General features: G+C 61.8%; 19 protein-coding genes and 1 pseudogene. 1 reads left to right on the top strand and 19 read right to left on the bottom strand.

The window, feature by feature from the left end:
• Positions 1-47: 47 nt before the first annotated feature.
• The 11 genes from BLQ92_RS31275 to BLQ92_RS31225 all read right to left on the bottom strand — a co-directional run bounded on the left by BLQ92_RS31275 (position 48) and on the right by BLQ92_RS31225 (position 11600).
• The gene (locus BLQ92_RS31275) at positions 48-845 is read right to left on the bottom strand and encodes an alpha/beta hydrolase (protein ID WP_090691432.1); all 798 of its coding nucleotides are present in this window, start codon (positions 843-845) and stop codon (positions 48-50) included.
• 197 nt (positions 846-1042) lie between these two features.
• The gene (locus BLQ92_RS31270) at positions 1043-1750 is read right to left on the bottom strand and encodes a response regulator (RefSeq protein WP_090691429.1); all 708 of its coding nucleotides are present in this window, start codon (positions 1748-1750) and stop codon (positions 1043-1045) included.
• Positions 1751-2111: 361 nt separating this feature from the next.
• Complete coding sequence (locus BLQ92_RS31265) at positions 2112-2696, bottom strand: hypothetical protein (protein ID WP_090691425.1); 585 nt, start codon at positions 2694-2696, stop codon at positions 2112-2114.
• A 444-nt stretch (positions 2697-3140) separates the two neighbouring features.
• The gene (gene pcaF / locus BLQ92_RS31260) at positions 3141-4343 is read right to left on the bottom strand and encodes a 3-oxoadipyl-CoA thiolase (protein ID WP_090691422.1); all 1203 of its coding nucleotides are present in this window, start codon (positions 4341-4343) and stop codon (positions 3141-3143) included.
• Between the two features lie 189 nt (positions 4344-4532).
• Positions 4533-5513 (bottom strand): D-erythronate dehydrogenase, encoded by a 981-nt coding sequence (gene denD / locus BLQ92_RS31255; RefSeq protein ID WP_090691420.1) that lies wholly within the window; start codon positions 5511-5513, stop codon positions 4533-4535.
• A complete protein-coding gene (gene otnI / locus BLQ92_RS31250) occupies positions 5510-6319 on the bottom strand; it encodes a 2-oxo-tetronate isomerase (RefSeq protein ID WP_090691416.1) in 810 nt (269 codons plus the stop codon). The genes denD and otnI overlap by 4 nt, the downstream gene beginning before the upstream one ends.
• 70 nt (positions 6320-6389) lie before the next feature.
• A complete protein-coding gene (locus tag BLQ92_RS31245; RefSeq protein WP_175772393.1) occupies positions 6390-7730 on the bottom strand; it encodes an MFS transporter in 1341 nt (446 codons plus the stop codon).
• A gap of 161 nt (positions 7731-7891) precedes the next feature.
• Entirely contained in the window at positions 7892-8548 is a 657-nt protein-coding gene (gene otnC / locus BLQ92_RS31240) for a 3-oxo-tetronate 4-phosphate decarboxylase (RefSeq protein WP_090691410.1), read from the bottom strand.
• Positions 8545-9894: a 3-oxo-tetronate kinase gene (gene otnK / locus BLQ92_RS31235; RefSeq protein WP_090691408.1), complete on the bottom strand. Its 1350-nt coding sequence runs from the start codon at positions 9892-9894 to the stop codon at positions 8545-8547. Before otnK ends, otnC begins: the two co-directional genes overlap by 4 nt.
• Before the next feature lie 13 nt (positions 9895-9907).
• Positions 9908-10801 (bottom strand): L-threonate dehydrogenase, encoded by an 894-nt coding sequence (gene ltnD / locus BLQ92_RS31230; protein WP_090691403.1) that lies wholly within the window; start codon positions 10799-10801, stop codon positions 9908-9910.
• A gap of 94 nt (positions 10802-10895) precedes the next feature.
• Entirely contained in the window at positions 10896-11600 is a 705-nt protein-coding gene (locus tag BLQ92_RS31225; RefSeq protein ID WP_090691401.1) for a FadR/GntR family transcriptional regulator, read from the bottom strand.
• Between the two features lie 322 nt (positions 11601-11922).
• On the opposite strand from BLQ92_RS31225, the gene BLQ92_RS31220 reads away from it, so the two are divergent.
• On the top strand, positions 11923-12756 hold the full coding sequence (locus tag BLQ92_RS31220) for an IclR family transcriptional regulator (protein WP_090691397.1): 834 nt from the start codon (positions 11923-11925) through the stop codon (positions 12754-12756).
• 20 nt (positions 12757-12776) lie between these two features.
• Here BLQ92_RS31220 and BLQ92_RS31215 read toward each other — a convergent pair.
• The 8 genes and pseudogenes from BLQ92_RS31215 to BLQ92_RS31180 all read right to left on the bottom strand — a co-directional run.
• Positions 12777-13511 (bottom strand): annotated as a pseudogene (locus BLQ92_RS31215) (MFS transporter); the annotation flags it as partial.
• Between the two features lie 221 nt (positions 13512-13732).
• Positions 13733-14095 carry a hypothetical protein gene (locus BLQ92_RS31210; protein ID WP_090691393.1) on the bottom strand — a complete coding sequence of 121 codons (363 nt, stop codon included), beginning with the start codon at positions 14093-14095 and terminating at the stop codon, positions 13733-13735.
• 87 nt (positions 14096-14182) lie between these two features.
• Positions 14183-15631 carry a hypothetical protein gene (locus BLQ92_RS31205; protein ID WP_090691390.1) on the bottom strand — a complete coding sequence of 483 codons (1449 nt, stop codon included), beginning with the start codon at positions 15629-15631 and terminating at the stop codon, positions 14183-14185.
• Between the two features lie 11 nt (positions 15632-15642).
• Entirely contained in the window at positions 15643-15927 is a 285-nt protein-coding gene (locus BLQ92_RS31200; RefSeq protein ID WP_090691387.1) for a PAAR domain-containing protein, read from the bottom strand.
• 1 nt (position 15928) lies between these two features.
• Complete coding sequence (locus BLQ92_RS31195; RefSeq protein ID WP_175772392.1) at positions 15929-17389, bottom strand: hypothetical protein; 1461 nt, start codon at positions 17387-17389, stop codon at positions 15929-15931.
• Positions 17364-20897 carry a type VI secretion system Vgr family protein gene (locus BLQ92_RS31190; protein WP_090691382.1) on the bottom strand — a complete coding sequence of 1178 codons (3534 nt, stop codon included), beginning with the start codon at positions 20895-20897 and terminating at the stop codon, positions 17364-17366. Before BLQ92_RS31190 ends, BLQ92_RS31195 begins: the two co-directional genes overlap by 26 nt.
• Positions 20898-21266: 369 nt before the next feature.
• The gene (locus BLQ92_RS41485) at positions 21267-21509 is read right to left on the bottom strand and encodes an Ogr/Delta-like zinc finger protein (protein ID WP_090691378.1); all 243 of its coding nucleotides are present in this window, start codon (positions 21507-21509) and stop codon (positions 21267-21269) included.
• 78 nt (positions 21510-21587) lie between these two features.
• On the bottom strand, positions 21588-22334 hold the full coding sequence (locus BLQ92_RS31180) for a hypothetical protein (RefSeq protein WP_090691373.1): 747 nt from the start codon (positions 22332-22334) through the stop codon (positions 21588-21590).

Below are 22334 nucleotides of genomic sequence, written 5' to 3'. Positions count from 1 at the left end.
AACGGAGGCCGTTCAGCCTGTTCGAGTTCGTTCGGCCCGCGCGGGGCTCACGTTAGCATATCGGGACGCTGCACGAACGCGAGCGTACGATCGGCGACGGTAATGCGCTCGTTGTCGAGCGTGATCATGTGATAGCTGTCGGTCAGGCGCACCAAAGTGACGTCGCGGCTGCCGAGGTGTTCGCAGACGAATTCGGCCGAGCGGATGCTCGTCACTTCGTCCTCTTCCGAGTGCATCACCAGTGTTTCGCAGGCGACGCGCGGCAGCGCCCGTTTGACCGCAAAGCGCATCCAGTCCACCTGGGCGATGGCGGCCAGCGGCACGTACGGATAGTGGACCCCGCTGCCCTTTTGCAGCGCGCGGCGAATCAGGTTACGGATACGGTCGTTCTTGATGCCGAACGGCTCGCCTTCCGGCACCCGGATCAGGTGGCGCAGGCCGGGCACGCAGTACATCAGGTAGCGCAGCGGCCGCAGCCGCGAGCCGCCCCAGCCGTCGAGGAAGAGCGGCGGGGACAGCAGGATCAGGCGGCCGCGGGTCATGCGCTCGCGGGCGCTCAGCATCACCGCGAGCAAGGCGCCCATCGAAATGCCGGCGACATCGACGCGTTCATAGCGCGTGATCAGATCGCGATACGTGCGGCTCAACAGATGCATGTAGTCGCGCAGGCTGACGCCGCTCAACTGGTCGGGACGCGAGCCGTGGCCCGGCAGCGAGGGCAGATACACATCGCAGCCGATCTGCTCGAATTTGCGGTCGAGCGAGCCGAAATCGTGACGCGTGCCGCCCAAGCCATGAATCATCAAAACAGCATGTTTCGAGAGAGGTAAGGCGCGAGCGGCCATGACGCAGGCTTTGAAGTGAAGGAGCTTGCGATACTAGCTACGCGACGCGCGCGCGACTGTAGATTTGAGATAAGGCTGTGTGGAGTTTTGTCGGGACGGGCACGGGCACGGGCGTGCTCGACTCGAGGCGCCGGTCGCGGTGCTGCCGCGCTGAGGCGTGGCTTTCGGTTTGAGTGGGATCCGCGCCGCTGTGGCGGCTATTCCCACGCCACCTTGCTGAACTGATACCCCTTGCCGCGCACGGTCTTGATACGCTGCGGCGTGCCCGAATCGTCATGCAGCTTGCGGCGCAGCTTCGAAATGCCGCCGTCGATGGTGCGGTCAAGGCCGTCGAACTCGATACCGCGCAGTTGCCGCATCAGATCGTCGCGGCTCACCACCTCGCCGGCGCAGCTCACCAGCGCCCACAGCAGGTCGAATTCCGCCGAGGTCAGGTCCGGGCGGGTGCCGTCCGGCAGCGTCACGGTGCGCGTCGCCCGGTTGATCTCAAACTTGCCGAAAGTAAAGCGCTCGGGCTGGCCGGAGACTTCCGCACTGCGCCCCGCCACGCGGCGCAACTGCGCCTTGATACGCGCCAGCAGAACGCGCGGTTCGACCGGCTTGTGGACGTAGTCGTCGGCGCCGAATTCGAGGCCCAGCACTTCGTCGAACTGTTCGTCGCGCGCGGTCACCATGATGATCACGCCGTCGAATTGCTCGCGCGCCTCGCGGCAGATCTGGAAGCCGTCCTTGCCCGGCAGATTGACGTCGAGGATCACGAGATCCGGCTGGCGCTTGAGGATGGCGGGCACCGCGTCGTTGCCGTTCAGCACCACGTCGACTTCATAGTCGTGCTTGCGCAGGTAGCCGGCGACCAGCGCGGACAGGCGGTTATCGTCTTCGACGAGCAGAATCCGGAAAGGCATGAGTGAATCGTCTGAAACTGACAGGGTTTCGATACCGGCAGATAAACGCCGACGCCGTGCAAAACCCGATGAGGGCGGCCAACGCCGCGCCTGGGGGCACGCAGAATCACTGGAATGATACCGCGCCGCCCACCTTCCCTGCATACCGGTGGGGAACTCCATCCCACCTCGGGAGCCATGCAGCATAACGGACCGGTTCGCACGGCCGGAATTAGACGACAAAACTTGACAATTCTCCAGCCAATTCGACGCGCAGGTTCGAAAAAATGCGGCTCCGAAACGACAAACACCCCCGCATGCGGGGGTGTTTGCCTGCTTTCAGCCGGATAGCCGGTGCCGACATCCGCACCGGTGCAGCGGTCTACTGCGTCGTGCTGTCCTGCGGTGTGACCTGTACCGCTGCCGCCGAAACGAACACGGCGTGCACCATATCGCCAACCTTCACGTCCTTCAGATCGACGTCCGGTCCGACCTGCAAGGTCTGGGTCTGCGCGGCGCCGCGCAGCGTGACGAGTCCCTTCTTGTGGTCGATTTTCTGCACGGTGGCCAGCACCTCGATCTGCCGCGCGGATTCGAAGCCACCCGAGGCCGGCGCGTAGACCTGGGTGTCGACACGCGTGCGAATGCCCTTGTTGCCGCCCGTCACCTTGTCCGCCTTGACGAGCAGCGCGTTCTTGTAGAGCACGTCGACCCGGTCGCCAACCTTGAGCTGCTCGAAGCCGGCCACTTGCTGGCTCACCATCACGGAGAGGGTATGGCCGGCGGGACCCTGCAGAGTCAAGGCACGAATGCCCGGATCGATGCCGACGATTTCCGCCTTGATGTGCACCGGCTGCACCAGGTCGACGACCCCGCGCGTTGCGCTCGCCAGGTCGTTTTGTGCCCAAACCGGTTGCACGGTGGCTGCCGCCAATAACAAAGCTGCTCCCAGCGTCGCTGCTTTCATTGATGCTCTCCTTGAAATAATCTGATCCGGCACTGCGGCAAAGTAAATATTAATAAGCCGATATACAGCACCTTTGAATAACACAAGTCTTCTCGGACGATAAAGATTCAAAGAACGCCAGCGCGATGATTGTACATTCCAATCCGGAAATCGCGACACTTCAAGTCGCGGCATTTAAATTGGCATAAAACGATCACGAAATTTGCAATGCATATTTATGCTCCGTGCAAACAGGAATAACCGATTTCCGGATATAAAGCCACGCTTTAAATAGCAAAAGGCCCCATTCGATAACGAATGGGGCCTTTGTCTGGAAGCTTGCTGCGGCGGGCGATCAGTTAAGGTCTATGCGGCTCGCTCTGCCGCTTTCACGTCGATCGTGCTGCCTAAACGAGCAACCGCGATCTACCGCCATCTACCGCCATCTACCGCGCTCAAACGCGCTCAAACGCGCTCAATCGCGATCGCAATACCCTGGCCGACGCCGATACACATCGTGCAGAGCGCAAAGCGGCCTTGCGTGCGTTGCAGCTGATACATCGCGGTCGTCACGAGCCGCGCGCCGCTCATGCCGAGCGGATGGCCAAGCGCAATGGCGCCGCCATTCGGATTCACGCGGGCATCGTCGTCCGCCACGCCGAGTGCGCGCAGCACCGCCAGACCTTGCGAGGCAAACGCCTCATTCAACTCGATCACGTCGAACTGATCCAGCGTCATGTTCAGGCGCGCCAGCAGCTTTTGCGTGGCGGGTGCCGGGCCAATGCCCATCACGCGCGGCGCAACGCCGGCCGTGGCGATGCCCAGTACGCGTGCCCGCGGCGTCAGACCAAAGCGCTTGGCGGTCGCTTCGTTCGCCAACAGCAGCGCGGCGGCGCCGTCGTTCACGCCCGAGGCGTTGCCGGCGGTCACCGTGCCGTCCGGGCGCACCACGCCTTTCAGTTTCGCAAGCGTCTCGAGGCTGGTCTCGCGCGGATGTTCATCTTGCGACACCACCAGCGGATCGCCCTTCTTCTGCGCGATCGTCACCGCGACGATTTCCTGCGCCAGCGTGCCGTCGCGCTGCGCGCGTGCAGCCTTCTGCTGGCTGCGCAGCGCAAACGCGTCTTGATCGGCGCGGCTCACGTGGTAGTCGGTCGCGACGTTCTCACCGGTCTCCGGCATCGAATCGACACCGTACAGTTGCTTCATGAGCGGATTGACGAAACGCCAGCCAATCGTCGTATCAAAGATGTCCGCCTGGCGCGAAAACGCGCTAGTCGCCTTGCCCATCACGAAGGGGGCGCGACTCATGCTTTCGACACCACCCGCCACCATCAGCGCCGCCTCACCCGATTTGATCGCGCGTGCGGCAATGCCCACCGCGTCCATGCCCGAACCGCACAAGCGATTCACCGTGGAGCCCGGCACCGCCTGCGGCAGACCCGCCAGCAGCAGCGACATGCGCGCGACATTGCGGTTGTCTTCGCCTGCCTGGTTGGCGCAGCCGTAGATCACGTCGTCGATGGCGCTCCAGTCCACCTCCTTGTTGCGCTCCATCAGCGCCTTGAGCGGCACTGCGCCAAGGTCGTCGGCACGCACCGACGATAACGAGCCCGCGTAGCGGCCGATCGGCGTGCGAATCGCGTCGCACAAGAAAGCTTCAGTCATGAGTGTCTCCAGTTGGGTGCGGCCTCGGCTCTATCACGAGGATGCGGAATGTTCTATATGCGAACAGTAGATCGTATATCGAACAATTGCCATGATGATAGGCGCGCCCAGGAAACGATGTCAAGCGTGGCGAATAGTGACCGATCATGACTGAAAGCGGCAAACGGCAGCGCTGCGCCGCCCTCGCCGTCAGCCAGGCGGGAGATGCTCGTCTTCGATGTAGCTGCGAATCACGTCCGCAAAGCTCGTTTCGCCCGGCAGGCCCAGTTGTTCGGCGCGGCGGGTATCCCAGCGGCCCGGCCAACTGCCGACGATCTTCTCGATGCGCGGGTCGGCTTGCCAGTCGATGCGCTTGACCACCGCCTCTCCGGCAACTTCCCGCAGCGCCGCCACCATTTCGTCGACGCTCACCGAAATGCCCGGCAGGTTCAGCACGCGCTGGTTGCCGAGCGCGGCGGCGTCGAGTTCGAGACCTGCAATCAGGCAGGCAATCGCCTTGCGCGGCGACAGCAGCCATAGCCGCGTGCTGCCCGCCACGGGGCAGATCGCGGTCTCGCCGTTCAGCGGTTCGCGGATGATGCCGCTCGCGAACGACGAAGCCGCGGCATTCGGCTTACCTGGACGCACGCTGATGGTGGGCAGCCGCAACACCCGGCCATCGACGAAGCCGCGCCGCGTGTAATCGTTCAGCAGCAGCTCGGCTATCGCCTTCTGGGTGCCGTATGAAGATTGCGGATTGAGCGCCGTATCGTCGCGCACTACGTCGGGCATCTGTCCGCCGTACACCGCGACCGAACTGGTGAATAGCACGCGGGGCCGGTGGCCGCGCACCCTGCAGGCTTCGAGCAGCAGACGCGAGGCATCGAGATTGATGCGCATGCCGAGATCGAAATCCGCTTCCGCCTGACCGCTGACAATCGCGGCCAGATGGAAGATGGCCGAAGTCTCGGCGTCGATCAAGCCCTCGAGCACGCTGCGCTCGGCGATATCGCCCACTTCGACGCGCACCCGGCTATCGCTGAAGCCGCTCGCCGCCACGACGTCCAGCAACACGAGTTCGGTCAGCGGCTGCGACACGCCATCCGCTCCCTTCAGGGTGCCGCGCGCCAGCAGTTCACGCGCGAGACGTTGGCCAAGAAACCCTGCACCGCCAGTGATCAGTACTTTCATGATGTCGCCTGTCCTTGATCGGTATGGTTCTCCAGATATGGCTTGAGCCAGCCCAAACCCGCGGAGGTGCCCGCCCGTGGCCGGTATTCGCAACCAATCCAGCCGTCGTAGCCAAGCTGGTCGATCAGATCGAAGAGATATGGGTAGTTCACTTCGCCAAGATCCGGTTCATGCCTCTCAGGCACGCCGGCAATCTGGATATGACCGATGCCCGCCATATCGCGCTTGAGCTTGACGGCGAGATCGCCTTCGACGATCTGGCAGTGATAGCAGTCGAACTGCACCTTCAGGTTCGGCGCACCCACTTCCGCGCAGATCGACTGCGCGTCGTCCTGGCGGTTGAGAAAGAAGCCTGGGATATCGCGCGTGTTGATCGGCTCGATGACCACTGTGATCCCGTCTGCCTGGGCGGTCTGCGCGGCGTACGCGAGGTTCTGCAGATATACCTCGCGATGCCGCTCGCGCGACTGCCCCGGCGCAATCAGGCCGGCCATCACGTGCAGCTTGCGGTTGCCCAGTTGGCGCGCGTAGTCGAGCGCGGTATCGACGCTGCGGCGGAACTCGTCTTCGCGGCCGGGCAGCGAGGCGATGCCGCGTTCACCCGCCGCCCAGTCGCCCGGCGGCGCATTGAACAGCGCCTGGATCAGGCCATGGTCGGCGAGCCGGGTCTTCAGCTCCGTGGCCGGAAAATCGTAGGGAAACAAAAACTCCACGGCCTTGAAGCCGTCTTGCGCCGCAGCGGCAAAACGGTCCAGGAAGCCGTGCTCGTTGTACATCATCGTCAGATTGGCAGCGAAGCGAGGCATTGCAGCAGCTCCTTTTACTATTGAACTGCCAGGCACCCAGCGCCCGGCAGACAGGCAAATACGGACATCTCTATCGATTGACGAGTTTCGCCGGGGTGAACCAGACTGCGAGCGCGCCGATCACCAGCATGCTGGCCAGCACGTACATGCCGGATTGGGTGCTATGTGTCAGGTCCTTCAGGTAGCCGATCATGTACGGGCTAGCGAAACCGGCCAGGTTACCGATCGAATTGATGATGGCGATACCGGCGGCCGCCGTGGCGCCCGACATAAAGGCCGTAGGCAACGACCAGAACAGCGGTGCGCAGGTCAGCACGCCGGCTGCCGCGAGCGACAGGAACGCGATGGACACTACGGTATTGTGCGCAAACGAAGCCGCCACCGTGAAGCCTATCGCCCCGCACAGCGCCGGCCCGATCAGATGCCAGCGACGCTCGCGCAACCGGTCCGAGCTGTGGCCCATGATGTTCATCACGACAATCGCGCAAAGGAAGGGAATCGCGCTGAGCAGCCCGATTTCGAACGACCCGGACACGCCCGTCGATTTGATGAGCGTAGGCATCCAGAACGTCAAGCCATACTGCCCGGTGACGAAGGCAAAGTAGATCAGCGACATCCACCACGTGCGCGGATCGCGAAACACCGCGCCGACCGAATGCGTGCGAGTTTTCTCTTGCCGCTGCGCGGCGATGTCGTCGCTCAGCAGGCGCTTCTCGCGCTCGCTGAGCCATTTGGCGTTGGCGATGCCGTTGTCGAGGTACAGGATCGTCGCAATGCCGATCGCGATAGCGGGGATCGCTTCGATCAGGAACATCCATTGCCAGCCGGCAAAGCCCTGATTGCCATGAAACGATTGCATGATCCAGCCGGACAGCGGATTGCCAAAGATGCCCGAGACGGGAATCGCCGACATGAACACCGCGATGATCTTCGCGCGGCGATGCGACGGAAACCAGTAGGTCAGGTACAGGATCACGCCGGGATAGAAGCCGGCTTCGGCGAGCCCGAGCAGGAAACGCAGGATGTAGAACTGCGCAGGCGTCTTCACAAACACGAACACCGCCGACAGCAGGCCCCATGTGATCATGATCCGCGCAATCCAGATGCGCGCGCCGAGCTTGTGCATCAGGATGTTGCTCGGCAATTCGAACAGGAAGTAACCGATAAAGAATACGCCGGCGCCGAGGCCGAAGACCGTTTCGCTGAACGCGAGATCCGTCGACATCTGCAGCTTGGCGAAGCCGACGTTGACCCGGTCGAGATACGCGACCACGTAGCACAGCATCAGGAACGGCACGATGCGCCAGAACACCTTCCGGTACGTGCGTTCGACTTCAGCCGTGCCGGGTTGTCCGGCGGCCTGTGCAGCGGGGCCGTCGGGTCGGAGGGAAGCCGCCTGGTAAGAACTCATGCATTGTCTCCTTTGATGATTGGCCTGCGACGGTATGCCGTGGGCAGCCATCGGGCTTTATGGGTATCAGTCGCGTCGCGGGGTCTGGCTTTGGGACGTGTCACGTATCGCCGCGTCTCGCTGGGTTTCGGCACGTTTCGCCGCGTTTCAGTTAGCCAGCGCTACCAGCGCGCGCCGAATGCATTGCCTAATTCCTCCAGCGCCGCAGCATCGAGCGGTGCCGGACGCGGGTTCGTCATTAGCCACAGGCGCGCCGTCTCCTCGAGCTCTTCCAGCGCATACGACGCCTGCGCCACCGAGCGCTCCCAGACCACCGGCCCGAGCCGCTCCAGCAGCACGCCGCGCACGGTGTCGGCCAGCGCTGCAATTTGCTCCGCCACTTGCGGATCGCCCGGGCGCCGGTAGCGAATCAGCGGAATGTGGCCGACTTTCATCACGTAGTACGGGGTGATCGGTGGCAGCACGTCGGCTTCGCTCCACACGCCCGCTAACGTCAAGGCAACCAGATGCGTCGAATGGGTATGCACGACACCGCGGGTTTGCGCGTTGCGTGCGTAGATGCCGCGATGCAGCGCCAGGGTCTTCGACGGCTTGCCGCCGGACACCGGATTGCCCGCCAGGTCCACCTTGGCAATCTCAGCGGGATCGAGCCGGCCGAGGCAGGCGTCGGTTGGCGTAATCAGCCAGCCGTCGTCGAGGCGCGCGCTGATATTGCCGGCGGTGCCCACCGTATAGCCGCGCTGATACAAGCTCGCGCCCGTGGTGCAGATTTCCTCTCGGATTCTCGCTTCTTCGCTGCTATGGATTCCTAACGTCATGGCGCCGCTCCGTCGAGATGACGCAACGCCTTGGCAAAGAAATCGGTCGCGCCGAAGTTGCCGGACTTGAGCGCGAGCGCAAGCGGCACATCGCCGGTGGTCGCGGTGGCCGGCACGCCCGGATCGATCTGCGCGCCGATGCGCAGCGTATGCACGTCGAGCGCCTGGACCACGGCACCGGAGGTCTCGCCACCGGCGACCACGAACTTGCGTACACCGAGGTCCAGCAAGCCGCGCGCGATTGATGCCAGCGTGCCTTCAACCAGGTGCCCCGCCTGTTCGACGCCGAGTTCGCGCTGGACCGCCTTCACTTCGTCGGGCGTCGCCGTGGCATAGATCAGCACCGGCTGGCTAGCGCCGAAGTGTTCACGCGCAAACGCGAGCGCCTGTTCGACCACCGGCTCGCCGCGCGCAACCGCCAGCGGATCGACACGAAACGCGGGCCGGCTGGCGCGCCAGGCCGCCACCTGCGCGTTGGTCGCTTTGGAGGCGCTGCCCGCAAGCACGACCGAGAGACCTTCGACGCGCGGCAACTGCCCCGCGTCTGCCGTACCGGCCAGCAGCCCGGCACGGCGGAAGTTCGCCGGCAAGCCGAGTGCGACACCGGAGCCGCCCGTGATCAGCTTGAGGTCCGCACAGGCCTCGCCGAGCGCATGCAGATCGGCGTCGGAAAGCGCGTCGGCGATCGCCATGCGCACGCCGTCGCACCTTAACGCGTCGAACGATTCGCGCACCGCCTCCACACCCTGCGCGACACGGTCATAACGCACGAGCCCGACCTTCGACGCTGTCTGCCGCTGCAAGACGCGCACGAGATTCGCGTCGGTCATCGGCGTGAGCGGGTGGTTCTCCATGCCGGACTCGTTGAGCAACACGTCGCCGACGAACAGATGGCCGCGGTAGATCGTGCGTCCGTTCTCCGGAAACGCAGGGCAAGCGATCGTGAAGGCTTCCGCGCTGCCATGCGTCTCCCTGTACCCGGTAGAGCCAGGCCCAGAGCTTGAGCCAGCCAGCGCATCAAGCAAGGCATCCGCAACCGGGCCGATATTGCCCGCATCCGTCGAATCGAAGGTCGAGCAGTACTTGAAGAAGAATTGGCGGCAACCTTGCGCGCGCAACCAGTCGAGCGCGGCGAGCGACTGCGCCACCGCGTCAGCGGCCGGGATGGTGCGCGATTTCAGCGCAACCACCAGCGCATCGGCCGCCACCGGTTCATCTGATTGCGGCACGCCGATGGTCTGAACCGTGCGCATGCCGCCGCGCACCAGCATGTTGGCCAGATCCGTGGCGCCCGTAAAATCGTCGGCGATGCAGCCCAACAGCGGCCGCGGGGATGAAGTGGTCATGGCGGCGCTCCTGCTATGACTTCGCGGCCGGCACGTCGATGCCGGGGAAAATCTTGATCACCGCCGAGTCGTCCTCGCCGCCGTGCCCGGCCGACGACGCCATCATGAACATCTGATGCGCCGCGGCCGAAAGCGGCAATGGGAATTTCGAGCGGCGTGCCGTATCCAGCACGAGACCCAGATCCTTGACGAAGATATCGACCGCCGAGAGCGGCGTGTAATCGCCCTTGAGGATGTGCGGCACGCGGTTTTCGAACATCCACGAATTGCCCGCGCTATGCGTGATCACGTCGTAGAGCGACTCGGCGTCGACGCCCTCGCGCAGGCCGAGCGCCATCGCTTCCGCGGCGGCGGCAATATGCACGCCGGCGAGCAACTGATTGATGATCTTCACTTTCGAGCCGACACCGTGCGCCGCGCCCAGCCGGTAGACCTTGCCGGCCATTGCGGCCAGCACGTCCTCACAGGCGGCGTAGGCAGCGGCGGGGCCCGAGGTCATCATGGTCATCTCGCCGGAGGCGGCACGCGCCGCGCCGCCCGAGACAGGCGCGTCGAGCATCTGCAGACCGGCGGCCTCGATGCGCTTGCCGAGCTCAATCGCGAAGTCAGGGGCAACCGTCGCGCTCGCAATCACCACCCCACCCGGCTTCATGGCGGCCACGGCACCCTGCGCGCCAAACAATACCGCCTCGGTCTGCGCCGCATTGACCACCAGCGTGATGACCACCTCACACTGCGCCCCCAGCTCAGCGGGGCTGGCACAGGCAACGCCGCCGTCCGTAGCGAAACGCTCCAGCACGGCGCTGCGCAAATCGCAGGCGTGCACCCTGAAACCTGCCCGCAGCAACGAGTGGGCAACGCCCAGCCCCATTGCCCCCAGGCCGATGACTCCGACATTTCTGGACATGCTCTACTCCGGGTGAGATTCGTATCGTTCGAGGTGGTCACGCTGCCAGTGCGCCAGCGCACTCACGTCTCAATCAAGGATCAATGGCCAAACCTCAGCAAATGCCGGCTTCCGCCAGGCGGCGGGCTGCGTTGTACATATGCGTGCGAGCGGCGTTGCGCGCCTCCATCGGATCGCCCGCGCGAATCGCCGCGACAATCGCCGCATGCTCGTCGCGCACCTGGCGCGAAAAGTCTTCACGCAGTGCCTCGTTGCGGCGCGTGACGACGGTGCCGGCTTCGAGGTACTGATTCAGGAACGCGAGTGTCTTGAGGAAATACGGATTGCCCGTGGCCTCGGCGATGGCGCGATGAAAGGCCACGTCCTCAGCGACGCCGTCGTGCCCCTCGGCCACCGCCTCGTCGATCTTCGCCAGCGCGGCGTCGATCAACATCATGTCGGCGTCGCTGCGCCGCATCGCGGCCTCGGAGGCGACCTCGGCCTCAATCGCCCGGCGCAGCGCGAGAATCTGCAACACCGAGCCGGCTTCGACGGCTTCCGCGTAGTCGATGCGCAGCGGCCGGATCGCGCCGTGCGCCGCGATGAACACCCCGCTGCCCTGACGCGGCTCCACCACGCCCTCGTTCTTCAGGCGCGAAATCGCTTCGCGAATCACCGTGCGGCTGACGCCGAACTGCTCGGCCAGCACGGCTTCCGTCGGCAGCTTGCCGCCGCGCGCGAAGGTGCCTTTATCGATCTGCTTGAGCAATTGCTGCGCAACCGTGTCGCTCAGTGCGCGGGCGGGAATCTTCTCGAACATGCGGCTCTCAATTGATCATGTGATCGGGTCATCATACAAATTTGAGGCAGGATCTGCATCCACGGAAACCCTGGTCGTGCTGCCCCCCTTGCGCCGCGGGATCCACCAAGGGTGGATCGCCCCTTCGCACGCCACGTTCGGCAAGGCGCAACGCCGATACAAAATCGGCGAGGTTGGCGAAATGCAAGGCATAAGCTATCTTCACGGCTTTCTGCGCGTCTACGTGCAGGCTGGGTGCACCTCCTCCTCACTCGCGGCTTCCGCCGCAGCGACGCACGCCGGTGATACGCCCCGTTACCCCATGCATTCCCTGAAGAGGCCTATGAGCAAAGCCCCGCAAGCGTCCCCTGCCGATCCCGCCAACGCGCCCGACACGACGGACGCCCCGGACAAACCGGGCGACTCGTATGTGCAGTCGTTCGCGCGCGGTCTGGCGGTGATCCGGGCGTTCAACGCGGAACGCCCCGAGCAGACGCTCACCGACGTCGCCGCCGCCACCGGCCTCACGCGGGCCGGCGCGCGGCGCATTCTGCTGACCTTGCAGACGCTCGGCTATGTCGAAACGGAAGGACGCCTGTTCCGCCTGACGCCGAAGATTCTCGATCTCGGCTTCGCCTATCTGACCTCGATGCCGTTCTGGAACCTCGCCGAGCCGGTGATGGAAGAACTCTCGGCGCAGGTCCACGAAAGCTGTTCGGCAGCCGTGCTCGATCGCACCGAAATCGTCTATGTGCTGCGCGTGCCGACCCACAAGATCATGACGATCAACCTGTCGATCGGCAGCCGCCTGCCGGCGTATTGCACCTCGATGGGTCGCGTGCTGCTGGCCGCGCTCGACGACGCAGCGCTCGACGCCACGCTCGGCTCGACGCCGCTGTACGCTCACACGCCGCGCACGGTCACCGACAAGGAAGAGCTGAAAAAGATCATCGCCCAAGTGCGCCGCCAGGGATGGGCGATTGTCGATCAGGAACTGGAAGGTGGTCTGATCTCGCTGTCCGCGCCAATCCGCAACCGGCAAGGGCGGGTGATCGCGGCCATGAATATCAGCGGCAATGCCCAGCGCAATTCGGCCAAGCAGATGGTGAAGGCGTTTCTGGAGCCGTTGCAGCAGGCGGCGCAGAACGTGTCGGATCTGGTGGCGCGGAGGGGCTAGGCTGCGGCTCGGTCCAGCGCTCAATCCAACACTTTATCGGCCGTCTCCCGCAGGTTCGACACGGCAATCAACGAAATCACGACGCACGTCGCGACGTAGGCGGCGGGCGCGAGCTTGCTGCCGGTCGCCCGCACCAGCCACGTCGCCACCAGTTGCGCCGTGCCGCCGAACACGCAGACGCTTACCGCATACGCAATCGAAATCCCCGTGGCCCGCACATGCCGAGGAAACGATTCGCACATGAGCGCAAACTCGGACGCCGAGCCCATCGAGTAGAACACCAGCATCAGCGCGGTCAGCGGCATGATGGCGGCGATCGTCGGAAAGCGGTTCATCAACATGAAGGCCGGAAACAGCAGCAGCACCAGCACCAGCACGCCGCGGCCGAACAGGATCGGCAGCTTGCGGCTCCTCAACCGATCGGACAGCAAACCGAACAGCGGGCACATGATCAGCACGACCAGACCCGAGGCCACACCGACCAGCATCGATAGGGACATCGGCAAGCCCAGCGTGTGGATCGCATAGGTCGGCATATAGAAGGTCAGGACATACGTCGAAACCGTGCCGCCCATCACAGCAAGCGTGATCAACAGCAGCGTGCGCAAGTGCTGGGTAAACAGCTCGTGCAGCACGCCGCGTTGCAAACCGTGATGATGCGCGCCGGGCGTATCGTCGGTGAGGCGGCGGCGCAGATACAGGCCGACCGGCGCGATCAGCACGCCGAGCACGAACGGCATCCGCCAGCCCGCCTTCGAAAAGGCATCGCGGGTTAGACCATCAGCAACATAACCAAATAAATCAAATAGTTACAAAAAAGGCCTACAACCCCGCTTCCATTCTCCTCTGTCGTGTAACTAGCGTGTAACCGATTTGCTGGCGCAATCGCGTCACTGGGAATCCTTGTCGCACTGCGACAGCCTTGCCGGGGATGTACGTCGCCCATTGACATCTCGCTAAAAATCACTCTCAAGCTTCAGACCATGGGCCAGTCTTCCGTGCCCTGGTGCATCAGCATGGATTCCGGCACAGGTTGCAGCCGCCAAGGAGAACCGTGTTCCTTGTACCACCGGTCGCGCCCCTCCCAGGTGAATGGTCTGTCCTTGCACAGGCCATCTTCAAGCGCTTCCATGTACATGATGGTCGAGACATAGGATCGCCAGCCGCGGATTGTTGACAGGACCATCACGCCTGCGAAGCTGAGCCACGCAAACACCGCTACGGCTACGGGATACCACCAGACCGGTTCCCGGTCCCACCAGCCCCACACGGCGATGGCCGTGAGCAGGACCGCACATGCGATGATCAACAGCAGCCACTTGCTGACATGGACCTTCATGTAGACCCTGCGCCATCTTGCACGCGACTGCACGCGTGATTCGAACGGTGCGGAATATCCTGCATATTCGGCATGTGGTTCTCCTATTCAAAATCCAATCACGCTTGCCACAAACTCCAGCGTCGATTCCGCCATCCGTGAGACGAGTCCAGGATGACGGATGATGAAAAACACCAGCATGAAAAAGACGGTCAAGCACGTAACAAGCGTGTCCGTTGAACTCCAGCCCGTGTCCGGTGACAGCAGCATGCCGACCGTCCAGAGCGACACGAGCGCGGCGAATTCAGGACCCAGCACCAGCTTGTAGCCGTATTCCTCCTTCCATGGCACGTTCACCGGAGCCGGTTCCTTCGCCACCAGATTCAGCGCGATACCCTGTTCGTGAGGCACGGCAATGAGTTGTGTCCCCTGGCCGAAATGCGCCATCTTCGCGGCCAGCGCCTGAATCAGCCAGCGCGCCGCGGGGGCCTGCGGGCCGATGGCCGGATCGAGCGCGTGCGCTTCCACCTTCAGGCCGGACTCCCTGACAGCGCCAAGCGTCGCATGCTGTGCCAGCCCCTTGAGTCCGCTGTGCCAGAAGTGACGGATACGCTCGCTGGGCACCTGTTCGGCATTGAGCAACAAGGCAAGCAGTCTGTCCGCTTGATCGGCGTCGCCCGTAATCTGGCGCAGCAGCCATGCCTGGCGCTTCAGTTCCGGCTTCTCGTACATGAGTGCGGGCGAACCCAGCAGCAACGCCACTGCCGCTTCAGAATCCTTGTGTACGGCATCTGGCCCGACCTTGTTCAGATGCCAGGTCAACAGGAGACGATACTTCGGTGTCCTGTCATGTCCGTACCAGCCGTTCGGGCGCGACTCGTCCTCAAACCACTTGTCCGCAAAGCCAACATCGCGGCGGTTATCGAGCCACCGCACCACCGGTTTACCCGGTAGCGCCAGCCTGCCCCAGGCTGCCAGAACCTCGCTGGACAGCACCTCGTGGTCGCACTGCATCACGATCTCGAACGACCCGCCTTTCGCCACCTGCGCGAGCCGTGCAGCCATTGGTGCGAGCAGCGCATCCAGCAGGCGGGCCAGACGCGAACCATCATCGGCCGCCGCGATGCTTCCCAGCGCCATGACCTTGCCGGGATTCTCGGGCGGTGTGCCTTCTAGTGCCAGCATGCGCTCGGCCAGGTCCGGCTCAGGCGTGAGGATCACGCTGTCGAGCACCGCCATGCCCGAGCGGCTTTGCCGTTGCCAGCCGCTTATCTGGTGCCAGCGTGCCGAGTTGTGGTATGCGGCCAGCGTCGCCGGGATGTCATACGAAAACCAGTACACAATACAACTCATTGCCAGCCAGCAGAAAAACGGCACCGCGACCGCGTAACGCACGACTCTGTCCCAAGGTACGGCGCCATACTTCGGCAGGCCAGGCACCACCATGGCGAGGGCGACACCCTCGACAAGCAGGTATAGCAGGAGATAGAACCAGACGGGCAGCGGCTCATAGGCCGCCTGCTCGGACGGGAACTGCAGGTTCCAGCGAAAACTCATCCAGCCTCCAGTCAGTCAACTGTCCATTCGTGCTGCGAGGCAAGCAGCCTGGGTTTCGGGTTGCAGGCGCACAGGCAGAAGTCGCCCTCCAGCGCGGGCACCTTGCCGTACCAGTCCTGTTCGAAGCGCTCACCGTTGCGGCCAATCCTGCCGGTCGTGCCACAGGCCGGACAGGTCACGGGTGCGCCGATATAGCCCATCCTGCGTCCGTTGTAGCCGGTGCCATCGATGCCATCGGCCACAGTCCCGCGCGCAGTGGTACGGTCGCCTTCGTAAATATGGGCGCGTGCTCCCATCTCAGGCTCCCACCCATTCCCAATCGGCCACCTCGCCTGCACCCCGGATGGCGGGCATCGGCTGGCCGCGCCGTAGCGTCACAAGGCTCGACAGGTCATGGCGGTATTCCGGGTACAGGGAACTCGATCCCGCATTGATGCGGGCAACCCAGCGCCCGCTGCGCGGACACGTCGAACCCGGCGCGCAGAACTGCTGGGTGTCTTCAATCATGTCAAACGAATACTGCTTGACAGGTGTCGGTGCGGTGGCCTGCCACTCCCACTGCACCGGCCCGTTGATGCTGATGCCGTTCCCGTTCTCCATCGGCATCTTCACGTTTTCGGTGGTGGCGACGTCCCCAGCCTTGAACGGCTTGACCTGAAGGCTGCGGTAGCGGACACCCGAAATCAGCGTCACCGCGCGGTACAGGCCATCCTCCGCGAATGTCTCGCCAGGCTTGACTGGTTGAGACGACATGGCGGCGCGATGCGTCGCTTCCCACTGCTCACGTTCTTGCGCCGTAGAAGGGTAATCACGGTCAATGGTGATGTGTGTTTTTATCGGTCTAAAATCAACCTGTTGCGATAGCCCCCATCCATAGCCTTCGTATTCAATTTTCATAAACGCCACGCCAGAGAAATCATACTCGCCTTTGGCGATTTTATTATCCGGGGCCGCTTCAAATTTAAATACTATGCTTTCTCCAGGTTTGAGAAAAACCGATCCATCTGGAAACTCATCTTTGTTTATTTGCTTTGCACCAGACAGGTTAAACCCCCAATCATCACGGGGTTGCATTTTTCCAAGCTCGCTATACGGCGCGACACCAAGGCCTCCGCCTGGAGTAGTACCAGGCCACTGATCCGGCGTCTTAAATTTAATCCACCGTGCCCCGGAATTGAGGAAGCGCACCGAAACAACATAATGATCACCATTCTGCACGACACTCAAGGTCGTGAAATCAAGCTTGATGACCTTTCCACCGTCCGTCCATGCCTGCTGCGCTAACCTTAGAGGGACGTCAAACACCCGGTGCCTGAAGCTCTCTGGAATCAGCCGCACCGAACCCGACCGCTGTACGGCTTTACCATCCTCCAGACAGACGACGGTAAATGTCGCGGCAGGGTCATGGGTTTCCGGCCCACCCGTTTGAATGTCCTTGTCACATAAAGCCGCCACCACGTCTTTCAGTTTCTGCACATCGCTATTTTGCAGATTGAGAGCAAATACGCCAACGCCAGTCCGGGTTTCATCGTTGATTGTGTCACCTTTGGCAAAGTAGAATTTACTGTCGCCATCAAAGCTCATTTGCCTAGAGCCATATTGAAGTCCGCCAGACTCCGATATGGTAAAAGCACCGGGCTTCATGGCATCGCTATCTAATTCATTTGCCATAACGCATCTACCTCCCATCAACACAAAAATTAGCAGCAACAAAAATGACTGAATCATTCGATCAAGATTTCTTGGTAGACGCGTCATAACCAACCCTCCACAGCTTATTGGTGTGTGCGGAAAACCATCTACGAATATATTCAAGGTAATACGGCGACGTGGTTGCCGTAGGCTTGAGACATCCGCCGCCCATAAGATTAGTATCGGTCTCAATTATCCAGAAATTATTCTTTGCCCTGTTTGCATCCGCAAGGTTGAAATCGATGTTCAGCCCATCATTGACGTAAATTGAGTGTACAAAACCACCCTGTTGCCAGTACTCGTCCGGGAAATTGAAAAGATGGCCCGTTTCATGTGCTTTCGTTTGCGTAGTTTTTTCTGCATATCGCCCTGCAGTTGCCTGCAAATCAAACTCTTTTTCCGGCCAGTTATTGGCATCAGCCCGTGCGGTAGTCGGATACAGATTAATCGTGATGTTCGGATTGAGCGCAGGAGCATCAGCCGCCCTTACTACGTGCACGTCCGCGCAAAATTTCACCGAAATCCGGCAGCCACAGGCTGCCCCCTTGGAACAGCCGTCCAAGATCAGCTTGTAATTGCCTTGATTCAACGTCTTTTCAATCTGGCTTTTGTACGTTGAAGCGTCAACATCCTTCAGGTCACGCTCTACCAGCATCAGCCCCTGCTCTGCAAAGCTTTTATGAGAATTCGCGCCATTTCCGAACGTCTCGTATTGCACGACAATGTACTCGTTATTTTCATCGCGCACCGGTTCTCCGGTCGCAGGATTCATTTTGACCAGCAGACGCGGCACCAACGCAGTCACGACCTTGGCGCTCAACGTTTTATTGGTTGAATCATAGGTGAACTGGCACGTAGTCGGTGCCGTTCCAGCGCACATGACAGGTTGACCACCGTTCGTAAGACGCTCGGCTCTCGTCCAGCCGTACTTCTGATATGTCGGTGTCTCCCGTGTCATCGTTGCCGACTCAACAAAATCTGCCAGTTGCCAGTTACAGGCCGCAGGACTCGTTAACTGAATCGGATCAGGAGGAAGACAATAAGCCTTTTCATTTTCCGGGTCATTGATCGTCAAGCCACCATTACCCGGCTTTTCAGAATCCGTGGCTGAACCCCCGCCGAAAATGCCACCAAGGAATGACGGTGGCACCGCTCCCATATCCGGCGACGGTGCAGGCGGCACTGCGCCTGCGTCGAGGGCGGGCGCAGGCACTGGTGGAGGTACGAAGCCCGGGTTGGTGCGCCACACCTCGCATGCTGACGTGTACGGCACGAACGCAGGAGCGAAAGCCGCGCCACTCAGGTCCATCTGTGCAGGCCCGGTCCCTTTTACGCCAGCCGTGCGGTACAGCACGCCGCCACGCGAACCGATCTCGACGCCACCCCCGTTGATCTTCACGTAGCTGCCGTTCACGTTCAGGATGATCTCCTTCGCCGCCTTCACGTGAACCACGCCGTTGACCGACTCGACAGACATGTCCTCCTGCGAGGCAAGCTGCATGCGGCCACGCTGGGCCTGCGCAACGAAATCGCCCGCCGAGGTAATGAGGCTCATGCCCTTCTGCGAGAACACCGATACCAGATCACGCGCGGCCACGGTGAAACGCTTGAGCGTACTGAAATGCACGCCCTTCTTCGCGCTGCCGATGATCGAGCCATCGGCAGCAAGATGTACACCGTCGCCTGATGCCACGCCGACTGGCCCCGGACCACTGACCAGGACACCAGGTTTCTTCAGTTCCTTCAGGCCGTCATGGATCGCCTGCTGCGCATCCAGATCGGCTGGCGATGCCTTCGACGCCCCGGCAGAATCGGCCAGTGACTTGACGAACACCTGATGATCCGTCAGTTGCGCATCCGTCTCATCCATCGCGAGCACCTTGCCGCTGCCACCGGCCTGGTTATAGGCCGTGAGCATCGCGCCAGCACCGCCGCGCCCGACCAGATGCCCCGAAGTCCTCAGTTCTGCGCCCGCGCCACGCTCCTTCAGTTCACCGTCCGGTATAAAACCGAGGTTGAGCTGCGAGCGGCCCGAATGCTCGGTGCTGAGTTCGATACCCTGCTGGTTGTCAAAGTCATCCATCCACAGCTTGTTGGACTGTGTGCGGATTTCGTTGCGCGACATGCGCCGCCGCGAGGAATTGATGAGGTCGGGGCGCTGGCTGTTGTGGACGAAACCCACCAGGATCGGCTTGTTTGGGTTGCCTTCGCGAAAGCCCACCAGGGCCTCGTCGCCGTCCAGCGCGGGCATGTGCATGCCCGTATGGTTCTTGCCAGCAAAGGGCTTCGCCAGTCGCAGCGGAACGCTCTCCGCGCCTTTGGGCCAGTTGCCGAAGTCGCAATGAAAGCGCGCGACATACTCCCCCTTGTCAGTCAGGTAGGCAAATTTGTATTTATCAGGAGAACAGATCGTTGCTCCGAGTGTGCCATGTATTTTGGGCCACCGGCTTTCGTCGATGGCCGTCCGGTACGGACGGTCGGCCGGAATGGCGGTGAAGCGGTTCATATAGCTGGCGTTGCGCGCGCCGCTATGCACGACCTTTGTAACCAACATGCCCCATGTCGTATCTTCAAGCGCCCGATCAGAACGCACGACACGACCCGGCCTGAGTGCCAGCACGGTCGACTTCACCTTGTAGCGGACCTGCTGTGCAAGCGCCGCCTCATGCCGCAAGTGCGCCTCGCGCTTTGCGCCCTCGGCGTCTTCATGATGCGTACCCCAGACGTAGGGTGTGCCCACCATCGTCCCGTCATCCGGTGCAGCGCTGCTTTCGTTACGCAGAACTTCCCACGCACTTTCCGGGTTGTAATCCGCAACGACAAAAGATTCCGGCACGGTACGCGTGCTGACCTTGAAGGAAAAGATGGACTCTTCAAACGTTGACAATCCGGCAGTGGGACGGTCAAGCACTGTGAGGTAGGGCCGCTCGTAGCCGTCTAAGTCATCGGCAATAACCAGGACGTCGCCATGTTCGCCGGTCGTCGTAAAACAGAACAGGCCACCCTGTTCCATTTCCAGCTTGATATAGGCCCAGTCCCCCATGTTGAACTGGAACCGGAAGTCGTGTTTCGGATGTTCACGCCTGAGGCGAAATTCCACCTGCATCCAGAAGCGGATTTCGTGACGCTCAAGGACGGCCCTGATGATCTCCCACGATGTCATCCGCTGGTATGTGACGCAGTTACTCGGCCCGTCGAGGAGAGCAAGCCGCTGGCGGATCACAACGCGATAGGTGCAACCGTCACGCGATTCCGATACCAGATCGAAGCGTGACACAAAACCGTTGAATTTGCGCAGTTCGCGCCCATCCTCAGGCTGGATCGAGAACTCCGCTAACTGCCCGAGTACCTTCTTTCTGCTCACCGGTTCCGGCGTAGAGATGACGGCCTTGACCCGGTACGGCTCGCTGATTTCCTCATGCACTTCCCAGGATACGACCGATACGGCAGGGGCGGGTTTCGGCCTGCCGGTGTCAGCGTCCCGGTCAACTCCCTGCGGCTTGCGCGGCTTCAGTTTCAGGTGCGCAGACTGCCGCCCCGTCAGATATGTTCTTATGCGATCAGCTTCCGCCATATGCGTCCCTTTAAAAGCTGTTTCTTTTTTGGGGTTGTCCGGACAACCCCTTTCATGAGGCTCCAGTCTGTGTCGGATATACAACCGAACTTCTACAGGATGAATTTACCGGACAACCCATCTTGAAAAAGACAAGAATTGTCAAGGGTTGTTGAGCCGCAAAAACCAAAACCGTGCAACAGACCAGGAAAGGGAGACCGGCAGCCGGAAATTGCGGTCCCCTCCCCACCTGCCCTCTTCTCTTGTGGGGCTGGTTTTTGATGCAGGGGGCAGGGGGGACCCCTTGGGCCCGCGCCGCAAGCCACTCAGGGCCGATTCTGGCGCGCTGGAATGATGCATTTTGATGCGCGGTCGGTGCGTTTTGATGCACTACTGGTGCGGTGCCTGCCAGTGCGCCGCACGACTGCGCCCGGACAATGGAATATCAGGGTGCGAGCCGTATCTGCCCGAAGGCACAATGGTTCGCACGACCTCCAGTTGGGCAATATAGACATGCCCGCATTCATCGTTATCGCAGCGAAACGTGATTTCGCGCATCGTGTCCGACAGCTTGCGGCTCGTTCGTGCAATGGCTCGCGTCGAGCACAGTGGGCAGGCAATCGTGAATCTCATGTTTTCTCCGGTCGGGGATAGCCTGCCACGCACGCAGGATCGCCCCTGCGCGTGTGGCCTGAAAGTCGTGGGCGTCGCTCAGCTGGAAGCATGTCGGGCGTAAAGCGCACGCAGCGCGTCGGCAAACGCCGCACTCAGGTAGTGCCGCGAGCACAGGTCGCGCAGCAACGACAAGCCGTCACGTTCGCCTCGCAGCACCGGCTCAACGATCTGGCACCGGGCGGCTGTCCCGAGCCGGTCTCCGTCATGCAGCGCCCCCAGGCTGAAGTGGCCTAGCGCTTCACGCCGTGCCTGCGCCGCATCATCCGACCCGTCAGGCTTCCAGTGTTGCAGTTCCCGCTCGATGATCTCGCGCCCGCCTGCGGCCATCGCTCGCGCGATCACCTCGCCGCATTCAGCCAGTGCCGCATAGGCAATCTGGCTAACCTGTGCGGTGTTCGCCAGTTGCCACGCCCCTTCATACCTGCTCGCCGCATCGTCGGCCGCCAGGGTCGCCTCGATCTGCGCCGTCACCGTCTCGTCAAGCATGGCCTGATAGGCGTCTGCCATATCTTCCGCACTACGCCGGGCGGACAGCGCGTCTTTCGACGCCTGCGTAACCGCCGCATTCGAACTCCGCAATGCGACGCCTAATGCGGCCTGGGCGGCCTCAGCGGCGTCTTTCTGCTGCACGATCAACTCGCGCAAGCGCTGTGCGTTCGCCGTCGTTTCGGCCAGGTTTTTGCCCGCGCCGGTTTCGTAGGCTTCGCGTGCCTCTTTGAGCACGGTGAGAGTCCGTTCATATTCGATGTTCGCTTTTTCGCTTTTCTTTTGCCATGCATTCAT

The sequence above is a fragment of the Paraburkholderia phenazinium genome (assembly GCF_900100735.1).
GTDB classification, from domain to species: domain Bacteria; phylum Pseudomonadota; class Gammaproteobacteria; order Burkholderiales; family Burkholderiaceae; genus Paraburkholderia; species Paraburkholderia phenazinia.
This window is presented reverse-complemented; position numbering and strand designations above follow the sequence as displayed.

Excerpts from the sequence above, each read along its gene's own strand:
- BLQ92_RS31275 (WP_090691432.1), bottom strand. The coding sequence starts at position 845 with ATGGCCGCTCGCGCCTTACCTCTCTCGAAACATGCTGTTTTGATGATT.
- BLQ92_RS31270 (WP_090691429.1), bottom strand. The coding sequence starts at position 1,750 with ATGCCTTTCCGGATTCTGCTCGTCGAAGACGATAACCGCCTGTCCGCG.
- BLQ92_RS31265 (WP_090691425.1), bottom strand. The coding sequence starts at position 2,696 with ATGAAAGCAGCGACGCTGGGAGCAGCTTTGTTATTGGCGGCAGCCACC.
- pcaF (WP_090691422.1), bottom strand. The coding sequence starts at position 4,343 with ATGACTGAAGCTTTCTTGTGCGACGCGATTCGCACGCCGATCGGCCGC.
- denD (WP_090691420.1), bottom strand. The coding sequence starts at position 5,513 with ATGAAAGTACTGATCACTGGCGGTGCAGGGTTTCTTGGCCAACGTCTC.
- otnI (WP_090691416.1), bottom strand. The coding sequence starts at position 6,319 with ATGCCTCGCTTCGCTGCCAATCTGACGATGATGTACAACGAGCACGGC.
- BLQ92_RS31245 (WP_175772393.1), bottom strand. The coding sequence starts at position 7,730 with ATGAGTTCTTACCAGGCGGCTTCCCTCCGACCCGACGGCCCCGCTGCA.
- otnC (WP_090691410.1), bottom strand. The coding sequence starts at position 8,548 with ATGACGTTAGGAATCCATAGCAGCGAAGAAGCGAGAATCCGAGAGGAA.
- otnK (WP_090691408.1), bottom strand. The coding sequence starts at position 9,894 with ATGACCACTTCATCCCCGCGGCCGCTGTTGGGCTGCATCGCCGACGAT.
- ltnD (WP_090691403.1), bottom strand. The coding sequence starts at position 10,801 with ATGTCCAGAAATGTCGGAGTCATCGGCCTGGGGGCAATGGGGCTGGGC.
- BLQ92_RS31225 (WP_090691401.1), bottom strand. The coding sequence starts at position 11,600 with ATGTTCGAGAAGATTCCCGCCCGCGCACTGAGCGACACGGTTGCGCAG.
- BLQ92_RS31220 (WP_090691397.1), top strand. The coding sequence starts at position 11,923 with ATGAGCAAAGCCCCGCAAGCGTCCCCTGCCGATCCCGCCAACGCGCCC.
- BLQ92_RS31210 (WP_090691393.1), bottom strand. The coding sequence starts at position 14,095 with ATGAAGGTCCATGTCAGCAAGTGGCTGCTGTTGATCATCGCATGTGCG.
- BLQ92_RS31205 (WP_090691390.1), bottom strand. The coding sequence starts at position 15,631 with ATGAGTTTTCGCTGGAACCTGCAGTTCCCGTCCGAGCAGGCGGCCTAT.
- BLQ92_RS31200 (WP_090691387.1), bottom strand. The coding sequence starts at position 15,927 with ATGGGAGCACGCGCCCATATTTACGAAGGCGACCGTACCACTGCGCGC.
- BLQ92_RS31195 (WP_175772392.1), bottom strand. The coding sequence starts at position 17,389 with ATGACGCGTCTACCAAGAAATCTTGATCGAATGATTCAGTCATTTTTG.
- BLQ92_RS31190 (WP_090691382.1), bottom strand. The coding sequence starts at position 20,897 with ATGGCGGAAGCTGATCGCATAAGAACATATCTGACGGGGCGGCAGTCT.
- BLQ92_RS41485 (WP_090691378.1), bottom strand. The coding sequence starts at position 21,509 with ATGAGATTCACGATTGCCTGCCCACTGTGCTCGACGCGAGCCATTGCA.
- BLQ92_RS31180 (WP_090691373.1), bottom strand. The coding sequence starts at position 22,334 with ATGAATGCATGGCAAAAGAAAAGCGAAAAAGCGAACATCGAATATGAA.